Genomic DNA, 17,404 nt, shown 5'->3' on the forward strand with positions numbered 1-17,404 from the left:
CTATCGGCCAAATACTCCCTTCCAAAAACGGCACGGCGTTGCCCGGTCCCTCGCAAGCGCCTGGTTTGCCATTTCCATTATCGGGCAGCCTGTAGCTCCTCTCGGACGACACGGCGAAGGACTTCTTCGATGGGTTTCTCCTGACGCTCCATGTATGTTCGGAGAGCATCATTGAGCATCGTCTGGTAGTTACCCCCGCCTTGTTCCTCCACCTTGGACCGGAACCACTCGATAATGTCACGATCAAGTCGGATGGTGATCCGAGCTTTCTTCCCGGGGGAAGGAAGTACGGCACCCCGCTTACCTTTACTAAAGTCATATTTCGCCTTCATATTGTCTCACCTCGTAACGCACGGCCTTGCGTGCGGAAATGATCCTGATGTTGTCCTCCCGCCACGTGTAAACCACTACCAGTATACGGCCGAAGGCATCCATTCCAATGGTCACATAGCGTTGCTCACCTTGCCGAGAATCCTCAAGCGTCACGGCATTTGGATCTTCGAAGACTGCGAATGTATCTACAAATGATATTCCGTGCCTGGATCTATTTTCTTTGGCCTTCGATTCATCCCATTCAAACATAGCATCCTATAATATGTACATATGTATGCACATGTCAAATTTTTTCTGGCGAACATACAGGGCGATTGCATCAAAATATGGCAGACCCACATGGATGATGTATTGCGAGGGTAGAGACAAGGCATGCCTTGTCTCTAATATGTAATGATTGTTTCATAATCTACTAATTTCATCAGTCAAACACGTTCTGCACCTACGTCCCCTTCGCGGCATAGGCAAATTATGCCGCCCGCGATGATTCATTGCGCAGGCTGTTCAAATTTACTATGAGCTGAATCTCACCCATGGACAGTTTGACTCTATCTGCAATATCACAGACATTCATGCCCGATTTCGCCAGAGCGGCAGCCTCATCATACTTGTCAACCATTTCTGAATTGTTTAATTCTACTTGATCATATTTATCTGAATCGACAGGTTCCGGCTCCTTGGAAATTTCTTCCAGGACAAATTTCTCCTGGACAAATTTCTCCTGGACAACTTTCTCTGGGACAACTTTCTCCGGGACAAATTTATTATCTGGGAGTTTTTCATCATTAATAGCATAAACAGCATCTATCAATGGCTTATCGATCATTTCTGAATTGCCTGATTCTATTTGATCATATTCATTTTGATCATATTCGCCTGAATCGACAGATTCTTGATCATATTCATCTGAATCGACAGGTTCCGGCTCCTTGGAAATTTCTTCCAGGACAAATTTCTCCTGGACAAATTTCTCCTGAACAGCTTTCTCCGGGACAGCTTTATTGTTTGAGAGTTTTTCATCATTAATAGCATCAACAATATCTATCAATGACTTATTCAACTGTTGTTTAATAAGTTGCGCCATGACCGATTCATTAAAATTACCGGTCTGTACCTTCTGCTCAATTCCGGATATTTTGTGTCTTTTTTTAAAGGTGCTTATAACTATAAACAGAACTATAAAAACGCAAACAGACAACGCCGTCAAATCAAGTAGAATTTCGCATAATTCCATGGTAAAATATTCCATAAGATCCTCTTTAAAGGATTATATTTTAATATCTATTACTCCTCCATTACAGCTACTGCTCTTACCCTCATTTTCATCATGATCTTTGTTCTTATGACTTTTATCCTGAACCTTTGCTGAGGCATTGATATCTTCCGACATGATCAATGTATACTCCTTTTTTTTATCTTCCCGCTTTTTACGAAACTCTTTTGCAAAACGTCTTCCCTGTGAATTGCTCTGCTGCTGTTTTATCACCTTAACCCGGCCTGCGGAAGAAACCGGCGAATATATGTTCTGCAAATCCATCCCGCCACTCACCACACCTTTTTCATTTATCTATTTAGTGCCTGAACGGAAACTGCTAATTTTCCCAATTTCTGTGTCAGGAGACCAAATCTTAAATTAGGTTTAATCCTCAAAATATTTAATGTATTCCTGCGGTTAAAATTTTCTCCTTCCTTGAACTTGAAAAAATTTTCTAGTTTTCGTTCGGGCACTATTTATCCAGGATACCCATGTTTCTCAATCTCTCCCGCAAATGAATTATTGCCTTGGCATGTATCTGGGAAACCCTGGATTCCGTAATATCCAGGACCTTGCCAATTTCTTTCATTGTTAATTCATCCTGATAATAAAGAGAAATCACAAGCTTTTCTTTTACAGGAACCACTGCAAGGATACATGATATTGCATCTTTTATTTCTTTTAACCTGATCATGCTGAAGGCATCAGTCTCTGACTCCTGCATAAAAGAATTTACCAATTTTTCTTTTTCTTTGATTGAAGATATCCCAAGATCTTCAAAACTAATGAAAGAGATACCGGCATTTTGTTTAATTTTGTAAAACTGCTCAATACTCAGGCCCATATCTGCAGCCACTTCTATATCATTGGCTTCTCTACCTAATTGCTGTTCAAGCTTTAAACAGGTCATTTCCAGCTCACGAATTTTTTTTCTATTATCCCTGGACAGAAAATCCCTGGACCTGAGTTCACTTAACACAGCCCCTTTTATGCGATATACTGCATAGGTTATAAACTTGTTTTTCCGTTCCGGATCGTACCTGTCGACTGCCTGAATAAGCCCGATAACACCTGCATTAACAAGATCGTCAATTTCGATAATATTTGAAGGGAGGTTGATTGCAATCCTGTAAACGATACGTTTGACATAGGGCAGGTACTTATTTATTAATTGTTTTCTAAACAGACTGTCATCATGTTCATTTGTTTCCGCTATGAGGCCGGCAGGTTCCATTTATTATTCCCTAATCATACTTTCTCATGAACAGGTTCTTCCCAAAAAAACTGTTGCTGCCATCCGGCAGACTGGGAGTCGGCGATTCGCAGATTCTTTTAGCCAATTCAACAAAGCACTCACTCGCCATAGCGCCGGGATATTTTTCACAAACTATTTTTTGCTTCTTTACACTTTGGACTACTTTTTTGTCGTATATTACATGTCCCATATACTCTATTGATATGTTCAGAAATCTATTTGTAACAAGCTGCAGCTGCCTGAAAACACCCTCAGCTTCATTAATCGAAGAAGCCGAATTTATTAATAATTTAAAGTAATTTTCTGAATACTTAATAGAAAGAACTTTCATTAATGCATATGCATCGGTAATTGATGCCGGTTCAGGCGAAACAACAACCATTATTTCATGGGCTGAGACGTTAAAGTATATTACATTTGATGAAATTCCGGCAGCAGTATCGATGAGAAGTATATCGACTGGATCGATAATCAGGTTAAGTTCAGATAAAATTTTTTGTTGCTGCCCTTCTGATAAGTTTGTAAGCTCATTAATACCTGACGAAGCGGGCAGTATTTTCATATTACCAGGACCATCAACAATAATCTCCGGGATACTCTTCTCTCCCATAATAACGTGGGACAGATTGTACCTGGGGGCAATCCCCAAAAATACATCTATGTTGCCAAGCCCCAAGTCAGCATCAAAAAGAAGTATTTTTTTACCAAGGCAGCTTAAGGCATATCCCAGGTTTGCTACTATATTTGTCTTTCCAACTCCGCCTTTACCGCTGGTAATTGCTATTACGCGTGTTTCCGGCTTATATTTTTTGTTATTTAGGGCAGCCTCCGGATTCTGTTGTTTAGATATCCTTTTAGAAAGGCTTATGACCTTCTTATTCCGGTCAGTTGTATGCATTATTGAGATATCTCCTATTTCAGGCTGCCGCCGGTTATATTCTTATCCATAGATTCGTACAGCGCATTATAATTTTCCGCTATTTCCGGGATACACATTCTGCAAGGATAGAAGTTTTTACTTTCAGCTTCTTTCAAGCTTTTAAAAAAAATAATATTATTATGTTTAATCTTTCCAACAGATTTACATTCCGGACGATGAAAAATGTCCGAATTCTTGTTGGCAACATAATATCCATCATAATCCTGAACAGGAAGAACTTCAGCAGCCTGCCGGCCGGCATTACCCTCTTCCTGATCCGTTAAACAAATCCCGCACTTTTCCTTGTTTAGTATAAAATCCGCCAACAGGTCTGTTGATGCCGCGCATATATGCTCCGGAACCTGCTGCCCGGTTGTAAAATATGCAACAGGTATTTTCTTAAAAAAGAGGAGATTTAAAATGTTGCCATGAAAAACGCTTTCATCCAGTTTTGTAAATATAGATGCGTGGATCGAAATCGCATCAAAACTCTCAACTATATCAATAAGATCAGAAGTTTGAGTTGAGGAACTCAATGCAAGATAGATAGCGGCGAAATCAATGTTTTTAAAACTATTTTTCAATTCCTTTAATTTATCCTTCTCACTTCGACCGATTCCGGGAGTATCTATCAAGATAAGATCATAATCATTAAAGCTGTTCAGCGCATTCATAAGTTCATCCCCGCATGACACGCTCTCCATTGGAATGCCGATAATCCTTGCATAAATACCAAGCTGTTCAATAGTGCCAATCCTGTAATTATCAAGGGTAATAAGCGCCACCCGTTTATTCATTTTTACGGCATAAACAGCAGCCAGTTTTGCAATAGTTGTGGTTTTACCCACACCGGTCGGACCTACCAGGGCAACTATTTTTTTTTCCCCTTCAGCAAGAGCCATCGGCTTTGAAAGAAAATTCTTCCTGTCAAAAAAATCTGACAAATATTCTTTAAGATCAACATCCGACGCAATTTTATTTAAAGGCAAGCTTTCATTTATCTCACCCGCCAATTCAAGCGCCAAATCCTCATCCATTCCTTGCGCAATAAATTTTCCAGTCAAGACAGTTAATTGCCTGTCACGCTCCCGGCGCGTGTCAACTTTTATCTCTTTATGCGAAGTTCTTTTTTTCAACACCCTGAAAGGATCCTGAATCAACTCCGAGATACTTTTTTTTTTCAACGAGGATTGAATATCAGTAATATCCTGCCGATCCCGGTAATCTATTGTTGTTTTTTTTCTATAATTACCCTCATTGAATAAAGTCTTGTCAGTAAGATTATCCTTTCTGTCTGTTGCTGCAGTGATCTCTACCAGAGCCTTTTTCGTACTACCAAATATTCTTCTGCCCTGCTTTAAAGTTTTTGCAGAAAGAATAACGGCATCAGCTCCAAATTCCCGTTTAACCATCCTTAAGGCTTCAGTCATATTCTGAGCTTCAAATCTTTTAATCTGCATTTCTCAATCCTACTATTCCTACTTTCTCAATCCTACTGTTCCTAAGGATTTTATTTGCACATTGCTTAAAATATCGTTGAATGAAAGAACTGCCAGGTCAGGGATAAACCGATCTATCAGTTTTTTAAAATGAGTCCGAATCTGAGCCGAACATAAAACAACAGGCTGATAATTTGAGTCTGTAAAAGCTTCAAGGGTTTCTGAGAGTGAATGCATAATATTCTGCACGATTGCCGGATCCATGGATATAAAACCCCCATGTTCAGTTTGCTGGACGGCATCGGCTATTTCCTTCTCAAGCATCGGATCGAGTGTTATTACCGAAATATCACCTTCCTCACCCTGATAAAATTTGGTAATCGTTCTGGCCAGGGATTCGCGCACATATTCCGTCAGCAAACCAATATCTTTAACCACCGGTGCCCAGTCAGCCAATGTCTCCAGAATTGTGAGAAAATCACGGACAGGAACTCTCTCTGCAAGCAAATTCTGCAGAACCTTCAAAACACCTCCCAGGGTCATTAAATTAGGTACCAGCTCTTCAACTACCTTGGGATGGGATTCTTTGATTCTATCCAACAACTGCTGAACTTCCTGTCTTCCTATCAGTTCATGCGCATTGCGTCTTATGATATCGGCAAGATGTGTAGTCAAAACCGTGGCGGGATCGACTACGGTATATCCCAGTGAAACAGCATGCTCTTTTTCTTCTTCTCTAATCCAGTATGCCGGAAGACCGAAAGTGGGCTCTTTTGTATCTATTCCTTTGATCTTTTCTTCTATACCTCCGGGATTCATTGCCAGATAGTAATTCATCATCAGCCCGCCCCCGGCTATCTCGTTGCCTTTAAGCTTAATCCTGTAATCGCCCGGTTTAAGCTGCATATTATCCTGGATATGAATTGAAGGAACGACAATACCAAGCTCTTCTACAATCTGCCTCCTGATCGACTTAATCCTGTCGAGAATTTCACCGTTCCGTTCAACATCCACGAGGGGTATGAGGCCGTAACCCACTTCAAGGCCGAGTATATCCACAGGTGGAAGAGGGACCACATTGTCAGGCAGCTCATCCACGTCTTCAAGAACTTCTTTGCCTTCATCCTCCTTTACTGCATCTTCTTTTTTTTGAGAGACAACATAGGCTATTATCCCGGCAAAAACGGCCAGGGAGAAAAACGGGCCGGCCGGAAGACCCGGGACAAGACCGAGTCCGAAAAGCACACCCGATGTGATTGCAATCGCGCGCGGCTGATCGAAAATCTGATATGCTACTTCCTTACCCAGGTTGGATTCGGATCCGGCTCTGGTTACTATAATACCGGCTGCGGTCGAAATAATCAGGGCCGGAATCTGGCTGACCAGCCCGTCTCCGACTGTAAGCAGGGTATAATTCTCGGCTGCTTTGGCAAAGCTCATGCTATTTTGAAATACACCTATGGTGAGTCCGCCTGCTATATTGACCAGGGTAATTATTATTCCGGCTATCGCGTCTCCACGCACAAATTTATTGGCACCATCCATGGCACCGTAATATTCGGCTTCCCTGGATATTTTAGCCCGTTTTTCACGCGCTTCCTGTTCATCGATAAGACCGGCATTCAAATCGGCATCTATGCTCATCTGCTTTCCGGGCATGGCATCCAGGGTAAAACGGGCGGCGACTTCCGCAATTCTTCCGGCGCCTTTGGTAATAACCATAAAATTAATCACAACCAGTATAATAAAGACTATAACCCCCACCAGATAATTGCCACCAACAACAAAGCTTCCAAATGCATTGATAACTTTTCCGGCTGCTGTTACGCCTTCGTTGCCGTGCAGCAGGATAATACGTGTTGAGGCCACATTCAGGGAAAGTCTGAAAAGAGTTATAATAAGAAGTATTGAAGGAAAGGCAGAGAGATCTAACGGCTTTATTATATAAAGACCGACCAGTAGTATAGTGATGGCAATTGTAATATTGAATGCCAGCAGCAGATCAAGCATGAAGGTGGGCATGGGCATAATCATAACAGACAGAATCCCCACAACCGACAATGGCAAGACTATGTCACTGTGCCTCATTAACAAATTATTTTTCCAAGAATATCCTATTTGATTCGTAAGTTCCATAATGGTTTAATTTTGAATATTAAATGTTGGATGTTTTTTTGAATTTTACTCGGTTGCTATAAATTTTCAGATAATTAATTTCATAAGGACAAGCAGTGAAAATATTTATGTTTAAATCTATATTAAAGCACATGCATCTTTCATGCCTGATTAGATGTAATCCCCTTAGGAAACTTCTAAAAAATAATCTACTCATATCGTGCAGAACTTTTGTTCGTCTTCAAGGCGTGATGGCAGGTGCATAGTGAGCTATGTGCCTGTTATCGCAACGTAGAAGACGAGCAAAAGGGCAAGCAGGATGGGTAGATTATTTTTTGGAAATTCCCTTAAGCCTGTAAACATAAGCAAGAACCTCAGCAACCGCCTGATATAGACTGACAGGAATCAAGTCATCAATCTCAACAGTTTTGTAAAGTGTCTGGGCCAATGGCTTTTCCTCTACAATAGGAATACTATGCTCCATGGCTATTGCCCTGATACGTTCTGCAACAAACCCGGAGCCTTTGGCGGTCACCTTGGGTGCTGTCATTTTTTTGGCATCGAATTGCAACGCTATCGCAAGCCTGGTAGGGTTGGTAATAATAACATCTGCTTCATGAACCGCTTCCATCATTCTGCGCCGGGCCATTTCCATCTGGGCGCTTCTGATCCTGGACTTGATTTTTGGATCACCTTCGCTCTGTTTGGCCTCATCCTTAACTTCCTGTTTTGTCATCTTCAGGCCTTTGACATGTTGCCACTTTTGAAAGGCAAAATCGAGCGCCGCCAGAATTATCAAAGCTATACAGGTATAAAAACAGATCTTAAAAGATACCTGACCGATAAAAATCAGTATTTCCCAAACTTCCATCCTTATAAGCAACGGGAACTTGTCAGCCTCGCCCCTGAGCATTATAAAGGCAACTCCACCCACTACACCTGTTTTGATAAGCATCTTTACAAGCTCAACATAAGATTTCAGGGAAAAGAGCTTTTTCATCCCCTTTACAGGATCCATTTTAGAAAATTTGGGAGTGAGCGGTTTCCCGGTAAATAAAAAACCGAATTGGGCTACATGCCCTATGACACCGGCTAAAACAACTGCCCCCATAAGAGGAGCCAGAATTATTATTATTTCCTTGAAAACACTAAATAATAATAATCTAAGAGACATCACCCCAATGGATACTACGCCGATATTTTGCAACAAACCCTTCATAAAATTTATCAGTCGATCAAACATCCAGGAACCTGCAAAGAAAAATACACATAAAGAAAAAAGAAGTATTAAAACAGACGGCACCTCTTTGCTGACCGCCACCTGCCCTTCCTGCCTGGCCTTGGCAAGTTTTTTCCCGGTCGGTTGTTCGGTTTTCTCCTGATCACTCTCTCCGGCCATATAAATTCCTTAGTGTCCGTCCATAAATAGGATAATTTGTTCGAGATCAAGGCGTGCTAAAATTTTAACCGCAGGCATACATTAAGTATTTCGAGGATTAAAATTTTAGCGCAACGCAGATATCGGGCAAATTAGCCATTTATGGACGGACACTACATCGCATTTAATAAAATATAAATATCCCTTCCCATATTATTAAAAATTTGAATAAAATAAGATGTTAAATACGGAAGGGTTATGCCTAGAAACAAGAGTCCCACGGCAATTTTCAGGGGCATGGCAACGATCATGATATTCATTTGGGGAACTGTTCTTGCCACCAGACCGAATGCAACACTTGTTAACAGCAAGGCCACCATGATGGGAGCGCCGGCCTTTACTGCTATGATGAACATGTTGCCGGTAAGGATTATAAGGTATTCAATTAATGAATTGCCGAACTGGAAACTCAACGGAGGAACCATGTTAAAACTATCGGCAATGGCACGTAAAAAAAAATGATGCGCATTGATGGATAAAAACATTAAAAGCGCAACAAGATTGAATATTTGACCTATATTTGAAACCTGGGTACCCATGTTCGGATCCAGAACACGGGATATACCCAGGCCCATCTGTATTCCGGCTATCTGACCCGCAAGTTGAATACCTGAAAATAGAAGTTTGACTGAAAGTCCGATAATAACTCCCAGCATTATTTCACCCGCAACACCTAAAGCGAATGGCAATAATCCTGTAAAGACCGGGAAGGAATCGAATTTAATTAAAGGGAAAAGAATGATACTTACAGCAAAAGAAAGCCCGACCTTAAAAATAACCGGGATATTTCTGTTCTCGAAAACAGGCACGACCATCATGATTGATGTTATCCGCAAAAAAATGAGCAAAAAGAACTGAATTTGAGATAGCGGAATGTTGATAATATTCATTGGTTGAGGTTTGTTTTAATCTCGGCCATTTTGAGATAAAATCAAGCCCCTTTTGTTTTTAGGTTGAAGGTATTCAGGCTAAAGGCTGAAGGCCTCTTAACATAGATCATCGTATATAATTTGGAATATTGATAATAACATTCTGGGTAAAGGTGATAATTATCTGGAGCATCCAGGGGAAAAAGATCAGCAGCGCCAAACCTACAGCAAGCATTTTAGGAATAAAGACCAGGGTCATTTCATTGATTGAAGTTACTGCCTGAAACATACTCACCAGGATTCCGGCAACCAGTCCGAAAAGTAACACCGGCCCTGCCAGCATAAAAGCTATTTTTAAAGCTTCAAAAAAAAATCCTGTTATAAATTCTTGCGTCATGAATTCCTCATGAAAAACTTTTAACTAATGATCCGACAATCAAATTCCATCCATCTGCCAGCACAAACAGCATCAACTTGAAGGGCAGGGAAACCATAATCGGAGGCAGCATCATCATTCCCATTGATAAAAGAACAGATGCAACGACCATATCAACTATAAGAAATGGAACATAGAGAAGGAATCCGATTATAAAAGCGCTTTTCAACTCACTTATGATGAAAGAAGGAACAAGAATACTTGTAGGAATATCATTTATATTTTTCGGCCTTTTTAAATCCGCTATTTTAACCAGCATTGCCAGATCTTTTTCCCTGGTCTGCTTGAACATAAACCCTCTTACAGGCTGTATGGCTGTTTCCAATGCCTTTTTTCCACTTATTTTTTTTTCCATATACGGTGTTAAAGCATTCCGGTTAATATTCTGCCATACAGGTGTCATAACAAAAAAGGTAAGGAAAAGTGAAAGTCCTATAATTATTTGATTGGGAGGCATCTGCTGAGTGCCTATTGCCTGGCGCAGGAGAGAAAGGACAATTACAATCCTGGTAAAAGATGTCAGCATGATTAAAATTGCAGGAACCAGGGAGAGGACAGTTAACAGCAAAAATACTTTAAGAACAACTGCCGCTTCATCAGGATTGTCTATATCCGCATTTTTCAAATCTATGCTTATCAAAGGAGCAGATCCACTTGCTGTATTGCCCCAGGTATTATCAGGCAGCATCCCTGTAGTTATGGATACAAACAACCAGATAAAAAGATATTTTTTTAGAATACTATTCATTTGCTTAGGGGGTATCTCTTCCCTTTTAAAATAATATTGCCGAGTTTTTCAGAAAAAAATGATCCTTGTTTCATACTTCCTGTTTCATGCAGCTCTTTCGTAATATCTTCTCTATCAATTCTGGTCAGAAAAGAAATATTATCATTAGTAATACCCAGAACCAGTACAGCGCCAGGCACCTCAACAAGTGAGATATTTTTTTTTACTCCTATGAAAGTGCTATCCAGAACCTTTATAAGTTTATTGTCAGAATTGTTATAATATTTTTTTATCCCTTTTTTGAACAAATAAAAGAGCAGGAGCAGGCTGACCAAAACAATAATAAGTGCAAAAAACAGATTGAGCGCTGTTGTTACCATGTCAGGGCTATTACTCATTTTAAGCTCTCTAAACGTTCCATGGGACTGACTATTTCTGTAAGTCGAATTCCATATTTATCATTTACTACCACTACTTCACCCTTGGCAACCAACCTTTGATTGGCAAGTACTTCCAATGTCTCACCAGCCGGCTTCGAAAGCTCAATAACTGCCCCTTGCGCAAGTTTAAGCAAATCATTTATAACCATTCTCGTACGGCCAAGTTCAATTGTTATATCCAAGGGTATGTCGAGTATAACTTCCAGATTATTCTTGCCGTTATCATCTGACAACTCGGAAACGTAAGCTGATTCAGCAGGATTATCCATATTACTTTTCCGCATTATCTTATCCATAACTAAAGAACCACTATTCCCGGAATCGACCATTTTTTGTTCAGAATCATTCATAAATAGATTTACCTGTATTTTTTCGAATCATTGTTGATATTTGAACAGCGCGATTCCCTTTTATTACTCCAGGGAAACCCTTATATTTTTTTACGCCTTCTACTTTTACTGTAATTGTATCATCAGGTCCTGTATCTAGTCCGATTACATCGTTTAATTCAAAATTCAACAAATCGCGAACAGTATATTTATTTCTTCCAAGCTCTCCTATTAAATTTACTTTTGTTTCCTGAAGCAATTCAAGAAACTGGTCTCTCCATACATTTTCCATATTTTTTCCCATCATATATGTAGAGGAGAGCTTATCTTTTATCGGCTCCAGCATTAAATAGGGAATGCATATATGGATGTTACCCGAAACATCATTCCATTTCACAGAAAAAAGCACTATTATCATTAAATCTTCATTTGCGGCCATATGAACAAAATCAGGCTTTGTTTCCATTGAATCCGGAACCATTTTAATGGGATAGGCTATATTCCAAGCTTCTTCAAAACTTTTTAATACAATGCCGGCAAATTTTGCCATCATTCTTCTTTCAATAGGAGTAAAATCTCTTACCTGGGGAAGAGGAGTCCCATCACCGCTGAACATGCACTCTATTAAAGAAAAGGCGAGATTCGGCTCAACCACAAGCAGCCCGGAGCCTATAAGAGGCTCTAATTTAAATGTGCATAAACTGACAGGACTTGAAAATGCAGAGATAAACTCCTCATATCTTACCATTTCAGTTGAAACAAATCCAATCTCAAAAGGCTTATACAGGGTTGAAGCGAGTGATGTTTGAAGTAAAAATGTAAATCTGTCATAAATTTCCACAAGAGCATGGAATTGATCATGCAGCATTGTGCTTTTTGACATAAGGTCATAAGGCTCAACGACTATCTCGACTTCCTGCTGCTCGTCAGGCTCTAAATCCACTTCTCCACTATCCATTGAGGATAGGAGAGCATCTATTTCTTCCTGTGATAATACCTGATCAGACATTCTATTGTATTACGAATTCGGTAAAGTAGATGTTTTTAACATAATCGCTTGTCAACAGGCCGTTAAGTTTGATTACCAGCTCATCTCTAAGCGCGGCTTTGCCTTGAGAGCTGTTGAGTTCTTCAAATGTCTTGGATGGAATTATCATTAGAACCTTATCCCTTATCTGGGGCAAGCGTTTTTCCAGTTTTTCCTTAATTTCTTCACCAGTCAGTTCCAGGTCCATTGTGATTCTCAGATAGCGTTTGCCTCCTTGATCAGCAAGATTTACTATAAAGGTACTGAGGGAAAACAAAGGGCCAATGGTATTCTCCGGAACCTCTTCAGCAACGTTTTGCTGCTCGGCTGCCACAGTTTGCGGCGCTGAAGCCATCTTGCTCCATAAAATGAAAAAACCTGCGCCCATCATACCCATCATCAGCAGAAAAACAGCAGCAATAACAATTAATAACTTATTGGACATTCTCTATCTCCTCCAGACTTCAATCTTCAGCCGGTTTGAATTGATAATAATTAAATGCAAAAACGGTGCCACAGGAAACAAAAAAAAGAGGGGGATACTTAGGTTTTAAGAGATAGGATAAGGGCACGATGCATCGTGCCCCTACTGTTGGAATAAAGTTGTCAGCTGTCAATTGTCAACCGCTCTTCTATCGTTTAATATTGATAAGCTCTGCAAGAATTTCATCGCTGGTTGTAATTACCTTGGAATTCGCCTGAAAGGCTCTCTGGGTCGTTATCATCTGTACAAACTCGTCAGAGAGATCTACATTCGACATTTCGAGTGAACTGGGGCTTACGCTGCCAAGACTGCCGCTTCCCGGCATCCCTATCGTGGCCTGACCGGAATTGACAGATGTGGAATAAAGATTGCTACCCATCTTTGCCAAGCCGGAATAGCTGGCAAAATCAGCTAAAGCTATTTGAGCAAAAGGGGTCATTGTTCCATTTGAGTAAAGACCTGTAAAAACTCCGTCTTCATCAACCGAAACTCCTTGCAAACTACCTGAGGCATATCCGTCCTGGGTCTGGGAACTGGCGGCGGATGCTCCTGAATACCCGGTGAGACTACCGTTGGTGGATCCATTTTCATAAAGATCCCAGGTAATATCCTGGGTCGAGGTTGCGCCATTGGTTAATGTTAATTGTATTACAGAATCAGTTGCTGGAGCCGTTAAATTACCATTCCCATCAAAGGTTACCTGTATGGCGGCTGAAGTGACACTGCCTGCAGAAGCAGGAATTGAAGGAGTAGCCGTCCATTTCCCCGTTGCAGTGTTCTTAAATGTCAGGGTTAGTGGAATAGCATTTCCCAAAGAATCATAAACTGTTAATGAATTAGTATATTCATCACCGACTTCAGCGGTTGAATCAAGATTTATGCCCATTAAAAATTCATCAGTAGCCAAAGGGATACTATTCGCTGACGGAAGGGCTATATCACTCAGTTCTGGAGCAAAATCTCCATTAGCATCAATAGCGTATCCTTGAACCGTAAGCCCATCCTGTGTGGTAAGATTACCATCTTTATCAAAATCAAACTTGCCTGCTCTGGTATAAAGTTGCGAACCGTCGTCATTATTTACAATAAAAAGCCCCTTCCCGTTTACAGCCAGATCGGTAACACTGGTTGTATTTTCCAGTGAACCTGAATCCCACACAGGATTTACTCCTGCCAGGGTAACGCCCCTGCCTATCTGATTCTCCGTAGAACCAAGAGAAGCGCTGAAAATATTGGCAAAAGATACCTTGGAAGTTTTGAATCCGGTTGTATTAACATTTGCAATATTATCGCCAATAACCGACATGGCTTTTGTGTTTACTTTCAGGCCGGATATGCCTGCATATAAAGAACCAATCATATTATTTCTCCCTTGAGCCAATTTCAAAACGCCCACTTTTGCCCGATCTCTACGTCAGTCTAAAATTTTAATCCTCGAAATACTCAATGTATTCCTGTGGTTAAAGTTTTAGCCTTCCTTGACCTCGAACAAAATTGAACATTTTGAAACCGGCTCCCTTGTAAAAAAGTTTAACTGGATTTAACTGCAAAAACGCTGAGATATTACATTAAAATTCAAGCAATTTCCTCTGCGCTTTCTGCGTCCTTGTGCGGTAAAAACACCGGTTCTGATCTAATCCTTAACCTCTATTATATCACCCAAGGCTATTGGCCTGTTCCCAACGAGCAATTCCGCCTTGTTGTCCTTGAATGTGACTCCTTTTACTCTGCCCGCAGTATAGGTTGCTGCATCGACACGTTCCCCGCTTCCATCATAGGCCATAATCTCAAACCGATATTCACCGTCAGTAACTGCATTTCCTTGATTATCGGTTCCGTCCCATTCCATAGTCTGCTCACCTGGATCAAGCGCGCCTGTTTCAATAATTTTAACAAGATTATCATTTACATCGTATATATTGACAACGGCATCGTCCGCTTGCTCAGTTAGTTTAAAAAATAAACTATCCGTGATTCCGTTGTTTACGCTAATAGTATCTCCTATCGCCCTTATATCCTTACCAATAAAGGAGACCGCCTGCGAATTATTGATTGATGCCTGATAAAGCCGGGCATGTTCTAAATTTTTATTAACATTGTTAAGTTGCTCCAGCGAGCTGAATTGAGCCAGTTGAGCTGTAAAAGCGGTGCTGTCCATTGGATTCAAGGGATCCTGATACTGCAGTTGAGTTACAAGCAGTTCCAGAAACGCATCCTTACCCATTTCATTTGGCCTGGGAGTCGACAAACCGCTCACAGCGCCGCCGACACTCTCTAATCCCGTAATTGTCATTTGATCATCACCTCCTGCTTCATGCAAAAACACCGACAAGACTGGTCCCGCGCTCTTTTTTCATAATTGCAGCAGGCGCTTCCGGTTCATCCACAACTTTATCATCTAAATCCCTGTCGGCATATTTTCTGTTTTTCATTTCAAAAAATTCATTATTACCTTCTCTGCCGCCGTTCCGGTACGAATCTTCCGCCACAAGCACATCAAATCTATCTATTTCAAAACCATGATTGCTAAGTTCTCCTTTAAGATGATGGAGATTATTCTCGATGAGCTCTTTTACATAGGGAGTATCCGCCATGATTTTAACCATAACATGGTGATTATCGGTTACTATTTTCAAGTTTAAATGGCCAAGAGAATCCGGCTTAAGACTGATCCTCATCTCATTTTGACCTTTTCGCAAGGTTAATACCGCCTTGTCGATTACCTGTGACAAAACTTCCGTGGCCGCAGGTTTTTGGGCAGGTTCATCACCTTTTACCGCGCCGGCGGGTTGTTCCGGAAAATGACTTTTCAAGAAGATATGACCGATTTCTTTATTTTCACCTACGACTTGAATCTTGCTGATATTTGAATCTTTATTCTTGAGATCCTGCATTTGCGTAAAAACCGGTTCAGCAATTTTAGGGACTACATCGGACGCATAATTCACACCAGCGCCCTCCTGTGCCTGCAACGGCGCTTTATTGAATCCGTTCTGAGCCGGAGCTGCTTTTGATTCAAGTTTACCCAAAAACGCCTTTTTATTAAAACCCTCCCGACTGCCGGACTTATCATCAAATCTTTCATCTAATCCCGTAAATGGAGTCTCTTTTTTTTGAAGAGAAATTTGATCATGTTTTTTGATACTCTGATCCTGATCCGCTATATCTTTTTTAGCAACATCAATTCCTGCTTCAGCTTGAGACTGCCTGGAGGTTTCAGACAAAACTTCTTCCCCGGGGCTTATCTCATATCCATTCTTCAAGTGTAAGAATTCGAGGGGATTGTTAATAGTTTTAATATTTGCTTTTTCACTTGCATCTGTCCCGATTTTATCAAGCTTAATTCTATCAGCTTGAACCCCATTATTTTTTATTGCAAGATCAGTATCTTCAACATCGGGCTGCGCAATCAACACTCCGGTTTTTGAGCCATTTATATCCACCGATTCAAAAAATTTAACTGACTCGATTTTATCGGCAAACTCCGTTTTATTTTCAGAAAAATCTATTATTCCAGACTTATCAGTTACCGGTGTTTCCAAATTACTAAAACCGGAAACGGAAAAAATAAAGCATCCTTCACAGGTCTTTTTTTTATTAATTTCGGAATCGTTCTCTTCATCTTGGATATCTTCTTCATCCAGGGATTTAAAATTTCCATCATGCTGTTTTAAAGAAGTCCGACCTTCCGACACAGTATTGATTTGCTCGTTTAGCAAACCTGCAAACGCGGACAAAAAAGCCCCCTTTTCCTCTGCCAGATTACCTGTTTTTTCAAGGGATTTTATACTTTTCCCATTCTCAACAACTTCCGGGAAACCGTTGTTAATATCCTGAAAAATCAAGATATCAGTTTGCATGATTAAGTTTCCTTTCCGAAATTATTGTTTTTTTTTGGTCAGTAACGCTCCTGAAAAAATTATTAACAGCCACCTCATTGATAAAACGCTGTTCTTTTTTGCCTAATTTACGGGCATATGCTTCCAGTCCCTTTTCTTTTAATTTTTCCAATGCTTTCCTATTCTTTACAGCCTCCAGGAGAACTATACGTTTGCTCTCAACCTCCCTTTCCACTCCAAGGAGTCTCTTGTCCTGTTTGTCAATATCGGCCGCAAGGCGTTGAATAAAATTATGGTATATAAAATTATCGCCGGCAGTAATCCCCCTGCTTGTCTTTCGCTCCAGTTCGGTCATAACTTTCTCCCGCTCTTGTTCAAAATTCATCTTTTTATTCATCTCTTCCTTCAGCAACCTTTGCGAATCCGCCAACTCCTTATGAAAGGATTCTTCTATAGATTTTCTATGGCTCAAAAGTGCTTCAAGAGTAAAGTGATACAT

The 17,404-nt window shown here is 40.6% G+C and carries 20 protein-coding genes; all 20 read right to left on the reverse strand.

From position 1 onward, the window contains the following. Positions 1-77 precede the first annotated feature (77 nt). Positions 78-332, reverse strand: coding sequence for a BrnA antitoxin family protein (locus BuS5_RS14915; protein WP_027352937.1), 255 nt, complete (start codon positions 330-332; stop codon positions 78-80). Further along, positions 316-582 (reverse strand): BrnT family toxin, encoded by a 267-nt coding sequence (locus BuS5_RS14920; RefSeq protein ID WP_027352938.1) that lies wholly within the window; start codon positions 580-582, stop codon positions 316-318. The genes BuS5_RS14915 and BuS5_RS14920 overlap by 17 nt, the downstream gene beginning before the upstream one ends. Positions 583-802: 220 nt before the next feature. Then, entirely contained in the window at positions 803-1,582 is a 780-nt protein-coding gene (locus BuS5_RS14925; RefSeq protein ID WP_027352939.1) for a DUF2802 domain-containing protein, read from the reverse strand. 18 nt (positions 1,583-1,600) lie between these two features. Continuing rightward, positions 1,601-1,870: a hypothetical protein gene (locus tag BuS5_RS14930; protein WP_027352940.1), complete on the reverse strand. Its 270-nt coding sequence runs from the start codon at positions 1,868-1,870 to the stop codon at positions 1,601-1,603. Between the two features lie 190 nt (positions 1,871-2,060). Continuing rightward, positions 2,061-2,822 (reverse strand): FliA/WhiG family RNA polymerase sigma factor, encoded by a 762-nt coding sequence (locus tag BuS5_RS14935; RefSeq protein WP_027352941.1) that lies wholly within the window; start codon positions 2,820-2,822, stop codon positions 2,061-2,063. 10 nt (positions 2,823-2,832) lie between these two features. After that, positions 2,833-3,741, reverse strand: a complete 909-nt coding sequence (locus BuS5_RS14940) for a MinD/ParA family protein (protein ID WP_051374560.1) — start codon at positions 3,739-3,741, stop codon at positions 2,833-2,835. Positions 3,742-3,755: 14 nt separating this feature from the next. Then, on the reverse strand, positions 3,756-5,222 hold the full coding sequence (flhF, locus tag BuS5_RS14945) for a flagellar biosynthesis protein FlhF (protein ID WP_027352942.1): 1,467 nt from the start codon (positions 5,220-5,222) through the stop codon (positions 3,756-3,758). A gap of 18 nt (positions 5,223-5,240) precedes the next feature. Continuing rightward, positions 5,241-7,289 (reverse strand): flagellar biosynthesis protein FlhA, encoded by a 2,049-nt coding sequence (gene flhA, locus BuS5_RS14950; protein WP_232223003.1) that lies wholly within the window; start codon positions 7,287-7,289, stop codon positions 5,241-5,243. Positions 7,290-7,644: 355 nt separating this feature from the next. Then, entirely contained in the window at positions 7,645-8,715 is a 1,071-nt protein-coding gene (gene flhB, locus BuS5_RS14955; RefSeq protein WP_027352944.1) for a flagellar biosynthesis protein FlhB, read from the reverse strand. Positions 8,716-8,867: 152 nt separating this feature from the next. Further along, complete coding sequence (gene fliR, locus BuS5_RS14960) at positions 8,868-9,644, reverse strand: flagellar biosynthetic protein FliR (protein ID WP_027352945.1); 777 nt, start codon at positions 9,642-9,644, stop codon at positions 8,868-8,870. A gap of 106 nt (positions 9,645-9,750) precedes the next feature. Further along, a complete protein-coding gene (locus BuS5_RS14965) occupies positions 9,751-10,020 on the reverse strand; it encodes a flagellar biosynthetic protein FliQ (protein WP_027352946.1) in 270 nt (89 codons plus the stop codon). Between the two features lie 7 nt (positions 10,021-10,027). Beyond that, positions 10,028-10,807 (reverse strand): flagellar type III secretion system pore protein FliP, encoded by a 780-nt coding sequence (gene fliP, locus BuS5_RS14970; RefSeq protein ID WP_027352947.1) that lies wholly within the window; start codon positions 10,805-10,807, stop codon positions 10,028-10,030. Then, positions 10,804-11,184, reverse strand: coding sequence for a flagellar biosynthetic protein FliO (locus BuS5_RS14975; RefSeq protein ID WP_027352948.1), 381 nt, complete (start codon positions 11,182-11,184; stop codon positions 10,804-10,806). The genes fliP and BuS5_RS14975 overlap by 4 nt, the downstream gene beginning before the upstream one ends. Next, on the reverse strand, positions 11,181-11,576 hold the full coding sequence (fliN, locus tag BuS5_RS14980; protein ID WP_084445589.1) for a flagellar motor switch protein FliN: 396 nt from the start codon (positions 11,574-11,576) through the stop codon (positions 11,181-11,183). The genes BuS5_RS14975 and fliN overlap by 4 nt, the downstream gene beginning before the upstream one ends. Beyond that, positions 11,569-12,564: a flagellar motor switch protein FliM gene (gene fliM / locus BuS5_RS14985; RefSeq protein ID WP_084445591.1), complete on the reverse strand. Its 996-nt coding sequence runs from the start codon at positions 12,562-12,564 to the stop codon at positions 11,569-11,571. The genes fliN and fliM overlap by 8 nt, the downstream gene beginning before the upstream one ends. A 1-nt stretch (position 12,565) precedes the next feature. Then, positions 12,566-13,027 carry a flagellar basal body-associated FliL family protein gene (locus tag BuS5_RS14990; protein WP_051374563.1) on the reverse strand — a complete coding sequence of 154 codons (462 nt, stop codon included), beginning with the start codon at positions 13,025-13,027 and terminating at the stop codon, positions 12,566-12,568. Between the two features lie 187 nt (positions 13,028-13,214). Beyond that, a complete protein-coding gene (locus BuS5_RS14995) occupies positions 13,215-14,426 on the reverse strand; it encodes a flagellar hook protein FlgE (protein ID WP_027352951.1) in 1,212 nt (403 codons plus the stop codon). 273 nt (positions 14,427-14,699) lie between these two features. Beyond that, on the reverse strand, positions 14,700-15,359 hold the full coding sequence (locus BuS5_RS15000; RefSeq protein ID WP_051374564.1) for a flagellar hook assembly protein FlgD: 660 nt from the start codon (positions 15,357-15,359) through the stop codon (positions 14,700-14,702). A gap of 19 nt (positions 15,360-15,378) precedes the next feature. Further along, a complete protein-coding gene (locus BuS5_RS15005; protein ID WP_027352952.1) occupies positions 15,379-16,926 on the reverse strand; it encodes a flagellar hook-length control protein FliK in 1,548 nt (515 codons plus the stop codon). Then, positions 16,916-17,404 (reverse strand): flagellar export protein FliJ, encoded by a 489-nt coding sequence (gene fliJ / locus BuS5_RS15010; RefSeq protein WP_035264292.1) that lies wholly within the window; start codon positions 17,402-17,404, stop codon positions 16,916-16,918. Before fliJ ends, BuS5_RS15005 begins: the two co-directional genes overlap by 11 nt.

The organism is Desulfosarcina sp. BuS5, from assembly GCF_028752835.1.
In the GTDB taxonomy this organism is placed as follows: Bacteria; Desulfobacterota; Desulfobacteria; order Desulfobacterales; family BuS5; genus BuS5.